The sequence below is a fragment of the Streptomyces sp. NPDC057543 genome, assembly GCF_042801895.1.
GTDB lineage: Bacteria > Actinomycetota > Actinomycetes > Streptomycetales > Streptomycetaceae > Streptomyces.
In genome coordinates this window covers 1-5413 of sequence record NZ_JBHVFF010000418.1, presented here as the reverse complement: position 1 = coordinate 5413, position 5413 = coordinate 1, and the positions used below count along the sequence as shown (strand labels likewise).

8 protein-coding genes are annotated in these 5413 nt (G+C 67.7%); 7 read left to right on the top strand and 1 reads right to left on the bottom strand.

Translation table 11 applies throughout. From position 1 onward, the window contains the following. The first annotated feature begins 47 nt into the window (after positions 1–47). Both ACFU8Q_RS38685 and ACFU8Q_RS38680 read left to right on the top strand, forming a co-directional pair. The gene (locus ACFU8Q_RS38685; protein ID WP_384464031.1) at positions 48–518 is read left to right on the top strand and encodes a hypothetical protein; all 471 of its coding nucleotides are present in this window, start codon (positions 48–50) and stop codon (positions 516–518) included. Positions 519–531: 13 nt separating this feature from the next. Beyond that, positions 532–705, top strand: coding sequence for a hypothetical protein (locus ACFU8Q_RS38680; RefSeq protein ID WP_384464028.1), 174 nt, complete (start codon positions 532–534; stop codon positions 703–705). A 10-nt stretch (positions 706–715) separates the two neighbouring features. Here ACFU8Q_RS38680 and ACFU8Q_RS38675 read toward each other — a convergent pair whose 3' ends face one another. Then, positions 716–1027 carry a hypothetical protein gene (locus tag ACFU8Q_RS38675; protein ID WP_384464025.1) on the bottom strand — a complete coding sequence of 104 codons (312 nt, stop codon included), beginning with the start codon at positions 1025–1027 and terminating at the stop codon, positions 716–718. Between the two features lie 110 nt (positions 1028–1137). On the opposite strand from ACFU8Q_RS38675, the gene ACFU8Q_RS38670 reads away from it, so the two are divergent. The 5 genes from ACFU8Q_RS38670 (at position 1138) to ACFU8Q_RS38650 (ending at position 5369) form a co-directional block, all read left to right on the top strand. Beyond that, positions 1138–2046: a bifunctional DNA primase/polymerase gene (locus tag ACFU8Q_RS38670; protein ID WP_384464022.1), complete on the top strand. Its 909-nt coding sequence runs from the start codon at positions 1138–1140 to the stop codon at positions 2044–2046. A 116-nt stretch (positions 2047–2162) separates the two neighbouring features. After that, on the top strand, positions 2163–2819 hold the full coding sequence (locus ACFU8Q_RS38665) for a hypothetical protein (protein ID WP_384464019.1): 657 nt from the start codon (positions 2163–2165) through the stop codon (positions 2817–2819). A gap of 128 nt (positions 2820–2947) precedes the next feature. Then, positions 2948–3277, top strand: a complete 330-nt coding sequence (locus ACFU8Q_RS38660) for a hypothetical protein (protein ID WP_384464017.1) — start codon at positions 2948–2950, stop codon at positions 3275–3277. Continuing rightward, positions 3274–4815, top strand: coding sequence for a YfjI family protein (locus tag ACFU8Q_RS38655; protein ID WP_384464014.1), 1542 nt, complete (start codon positions 3274–3276; stop codon positions 4813–4815). The genes ACFU8Q_RS38660 and ACFU8Q_RS38655 overlap by 4 nt, the downstream gene beginning before the upstream one ends. A 311-nt stretch (positions 4816–5126) precedes the next feature. Beyond that, positions 5127–5369, top strand: coding sequence for a helix-turn-helix transcriptional regulator (locus ACFU8Q_RS38650; protein WP_384464011.1), 243 nt, complete (start codon positions 5127–5129; stop codon positions 5367–5369). The last annotated feature ends 44 nt before the right edge of the window (positions 5370–5413 follow it).

Genomic DNA, 5413 nt, shown 5'->3' with positions numbered 1-5413 from the left:
GCGCCTACCACCACGGGTGCCGCCCGACGCGTTGAAGGGAGCCCTTTGTGTACCCGGAGACCGCGTACGAGATCACCACCCTGACCCCCCAGCAACCCACCGGACACCCCGTCATGCTGCCGTCCGAGATCCCCCCGGGAGTGCAGATGGTCACCCTCCCCGGCGGCGTCCGGACCCTCGCCTACACCGCGCAGCAGGCCCCGCCCGCACCGCCGGTTCCGGTCGCGCAGCCGATCCCGGCATGGGCCAAGACCACCGCCCTGCTCGTCCCCACGGTCGGCGGCGGTGTCGCCGCCGCCGGTATCGGCCTCTCCTACGCAGCCCCGGGACTGATCGCCATGAGCCAAGCCCTCTGGGCGACCGTCGCCCTCATCGCCGCCGGAGCCATCGGCCTCCCCCTCCTCCTGCGCCTCGCCCGCAACAGCACCGGCAGCGGGCGGTCGACGACCCACATCACGCAGAACATCACCGCCACCGGCCTCTTCGGCCGCGCCAACGGCACCATCAACCACCGCTGAACGGGCGCCGGTCATGCCGTTACTCGACTGGCGAGACGCCCGGCACTTCGACGCATCCCGTGACCTGCCCTGCGTGCTCTGCCGCAGGCCCACGCCGATGCGCTCCCACGACCGCGAACCCGTCCACAAGGTCTGCGCCGAAGCCTGGTGTGACCAGCACCCCGAATCCAACCGCTTCCACAACTGACCGCCAGGCGCTACGTCGGACCAGGCAGCTCCTGGTGAAGCCGCTGCTCGAAGTCCTCGTCAGCGAGTTCAGCCGCAACGAGCAGGTCACGCCAGTCGAGTTGCGCAAGACGGACGGCAGACCTCAGGCGACCGATGTCCCCACGCGCAAAGAGCACCACTGCGGCCATCAGACGCTCGTCGCCAACACCGACCGTCCCGTCGGGCCCCAACTTCTTGACCAGGGAGCGCAAGGCCCCCTCGGCGCCCTTCGCGACCTCAGCGTCAGGAAAGTCGCGCCTGACCCGCCTCTGCAGTCGGTCGCTGACCCTAGCCTCACCCATCCTGCTCCCCCTACCCGCCCCGCAACCCGGAAAAGGCCAGGGCGGCTATCTCTCGCCGAAGTCACGACCGCCCTCTTCCAGCACCCGAACAGAGAACTGGAGCATCCAGCATGACCCATGAAGCACGTTCCGCGCTGCTGTCCGCAGCGCTCGATGCCGCCGCCCGAGGCTGGGCGGTGTTCCCCTTACGGCCTGGCGGTAAGCCGCCCGCCCTGCACGGCGAAGCCTCCTGCCCCCGCACCGGCGACTGCACCACCGGCCACCGCAAGTGGGAGCAGCGAGCCACCACCGACCCCGACCGCATCCACCGGGCCTGGGCCACGGGCCGGTTCAACGTCGGGATCGCTACCGGCCCGTCCGGGCTGGTCGTCGTCGATCTCGATATGCCCAAGCCCAACAGCAGTGCGGACACGCCTTGCGGCGTGACGACCTTCAAGGCGCTCTGCGAGCGCACCGGCCAGGCCGTCCCCGCCACCTACCGGGTGCGGACCGCGAGCGGTGGAGAGCACCTGTACTTCACCGCCCCGGACGGAATCCGGATTGGCAACAGCGCAGGAAAGCTAGGTCGGCTGATCGACATTCGAGGAGTAGGCGGATACGTCGTCGGCCCTGGCAGCCGCGTTTCCCGGGGCGTGTACACGGTCGCGGACTATGTCCCTGTCGCGAAGCTTCCCGGGTGGCTGCTGAGCATCCTGAAGCCTTCACAGCAACAGACACGGCACATGTCAGTGCCGCTTACGACTAAAGCGTCTCGTTATGCGGCAGCGGCACTCCGCAACGAGGTGCAGAGTGTCGCAACGGCCGGAGACGGCACTCGCAACGCCACGCTCCTGAGGGCCGCGCGAGCTTTGGGACGCCTCATCGCCGCGGGCGACCTCGCTCGGGAGGAGGTTGAGGACGCTCTTAGTAGAGCAGCAACGGGGACGGGCAGCGAATCGCAGCGCTACTACGACGACGTCATTAACCGCGCCCTGAACTGGTCCATCGCCCACAACCCCGTCAGTCGACGGCCCGCGTAACCGCCCCCACTAAGAGCGTCCTGCGCAACGAACCCACCCGATGGGTAGCAGAGATGAGGCTGGGCTATCAGTCGTCTTCTCCCCCGCGAGCACACGGAGATCCATTGAGCGCAGATATGCACGAACGGACCGCGTTACTGCTCCGCGAAGCGGCCGGCCTCTTCAAGCCGCTCGCCAACGAGCCAAGCCCGTTCGGACCCAGCCCCGGGTATCCCACCGCCAGCGAACAGGTTCCTTTGGCTCGCTTCCACGACGAAGCCACCCTCACAGAAGGTGTACTGAGGCGCCTGGAGCCCTGGTTCCACATCGAGCGTGAAGTCTCCGGCAAGCACCCCACAGGGCGCCCGTGCCGCATAGATGCCGTCCTCAGGCCAAGAGACGCCCCCGCGTGGAAGAACCCGGATGTCGCCCTCGGTATTGAGTTCAAATCGTGGTACCCGCACGTGATCAACGCCAGCCGGAAGGACACCACCGGCTGGGTTGCGCAGGCCATCGACTACTCAATGACCGACTGGGCCGGATACGGACGTCTGCCCATCTTCATGTGCCCCGACCCATTCATGCGGAGCCGCGAAGTACCAACGGGCGTCGACTCCATCGGCCAGTTCGTAGACGGCCTACTCGGCAAGTTCAACGTCGGCTACATGGCTCTCTTCAACGGCGTTGGGCTCACCATGCTGATGCACGGTTACAACACAGTCTGGTCAGAGCGCTACGGCGTCTCCCACGGCAAAAAGTGGACCTTGCGCTCCCGCACCGGCAACCGCAGCTAGCCGGACCTCAGCGACTCAACCACGCACATACAAACCTCAAGAACGACCAGAGCGACCGCCCTCTCGCCAAAGAAACGCGGTCGCTCTGGCTCTCCCTGCCCTCATGCGAGTACGAGGAGGTACCCAGCATGACCCAAGCGTTACCGCTCACGCCATCAGAGCTTTTCGACGCCAGAATCCGCCAAGAGGCTGTAGCCGTAGGCGCCCCGAAGGACGTCGCCGGAGGCGTCCCTTCATCGGTTCGCTCTGACCAGTCGGTTGGGGACGGCCGGTACCCGATCGCCTGGCTCACCATCAGCGCACCCCGCGGCGCCGTACCCACCGCCACCAGCATCTGCGAATGCGGACGCAACCTCTTCGCCGCAGGCCGCAACAAGGCCCTCGCCCTGATCGACGACCACAACCGCCACCGCACCCGCTGCCCCCTGCGCACCACCGAGGAAAGGAACGCCTCATGAGCCCGCACGACCCCGAACTGTGGGCCGGGTTCGAAGAGATGACCGCCGAGGACATCGCCGGACCCGTGTGGGACGAGCCCGTACCACTCAACCCGCGCGGGCAGCTCCCCGTCTTCCCCGTGGACGCGCTGCCCGACTGGCTCGCCACCATGACGGCCGGTGTCGCGGAGGAGACCCAGACCCCTGTAGATCTCGCCGGGTGCCTCGCGCTCGCCGCCATCGGCACGGCCGCCGGCGGACGCCTCACCGTGACCGTGCGCGGGCAGTGGAGTGAGCCCGTCACTCTCTATACCGCCGTCGCACTCCCGCCCGGCAACCGCAAGAGCGCCGTGTTCGGGCTCATGACCAAGCCTCTCCTCGCCGCCGAGAAGGCCCTGATCGAGCTCACGGCACCACAGCGGGCCGAGGCCGCCGCCTCCGCGCGGATCGCGAAAGCCGCGGCAGAGAAGGCCGAGAAGCTGGCCGCCAACGCCGAGGCCGACAAGCTGGCCGACCTGACCGCCCAGGCCATCTCCCTGTCCGAGGCCGCCGAGCGAGCCGTCATCCCGTCCGAGCCCCAGCTCATCGCCGACGACGTCACCGCCGAGAGCCTGACCACCCTGCTTGCCCAGCAGGACGGGCGGATCTCGATCCTGTCCCCCGAGGGCGAGATCTTCGAGATCATCGCCGGACGCTACTCCGGCGTCCCGAACATGGGGATCTTCCTCAAGGGACACGCGGGAGACATGGCCCGAGTCAACCGCCAGGCCAGAGAAGCCCAGTACATCGAGAACCCCGCCATCACCATGGGCCTCGCCGTACAGCCGGAGGTCCTCGACGCCATCGGGCAGATCAAGGGAGCCGACGGCCGAGGGCTGCTCGCCCGGTTCCTCTACTCCAAGCCCGAGTCACTCGTCGGCTACCGCAACCTCACCCCGGAGCTCCTGAACCCCGACACCGCCGACACCTACGCGAAGAAACTCGGCGGCCTGGCACTGACCCTCGCAGGCTGGGCCGAGACCGCCGAACTCACCCTCACCCCCGAAGCCGACGCGGTCCTCCTCGCCTACCAGCGCGTCACCGAATCCCGCCTCCGCAGGGACGGAACGCTCCGCCCGATCGTGAACTGGGCCAGCAAGCGCGACGGCGCCGTCGCGCGCATCGCCGGGCTCCTCCACCTCGCCGCCCACCCCGAGGACGCCTGGACCCGGCCGATCGAGGCCACCACGATGGCCAACGCCACCCGTCTCGGGGACTACTTCACCGCACACGCCCTCGACGTCTTCAATGCCATGAAGGCCGACCCTGCCCAGGAAGCCGCCCACACCCTCCTGACCCACCTGAGCGAGACCCGCACCGCCACCTTCACCAAGCGCGACCTCTTCCGCGCGATGCCCCGCAGCGAGTTCCCCGCCATGGGCGACCTCGACCCCGCCCTGAACCTCCTGGAGGACCACGGCTGGGTCCGCCAGCAGCCCCCGCCGCCCCGCACCACGCGCGGCGGCCGGCCGCCCTCCCCCCGCTACGAGACCCACCCCCGCATCACCCGCGCTGCCTGAAAACCCCCGAAACCTCTGACAGAACTGACAGAACCCCCCGAACAGCCTTTTGACCTGCGGAAACAAGCGTTCTCGGGGCTCTGACAAAACCTCCGAAAACTCTGACAGAACTCAAAAAACCCCGCTCCAGGGCGATCCGCCCGCACTGACAGAACCTAGGTTTCCGAGGTTCTGTCAGAGTTTTTTGAGGTTTTGTCACGCAGCCGAAAGCGGCCAAAGCTGCAGGTCAGAGGCCATACGGCGAGGTTCTGTCAGTTCTGTCACGGAAAACCGGCCCCACCACGCCGACCGAACGAACCGAGGAGCTCCCGGTGACCACCACCCGCGCCCCGGCACCCGACCCGCAAACCACCCTGCGCGCCGGACTGCCCGACCGCTACCTCACCCCCGAAGACCTCATTGAAATGTTCAGCCTGCCAAGCGCCGAGACGCTCTACACCTGGCGCAAGAAGGGCGTTGGCCCGCCCGCCATCCGCGTCGGCAAGTACCTGCGATACGACCCCGCCGCCGTACGGACCTGGGTCGAGAGCAACACCGAGATCGCCGCCGCCTGACAACCCCACCAACCAGCGGGGGCACGACCGACACAGGTCGTGCC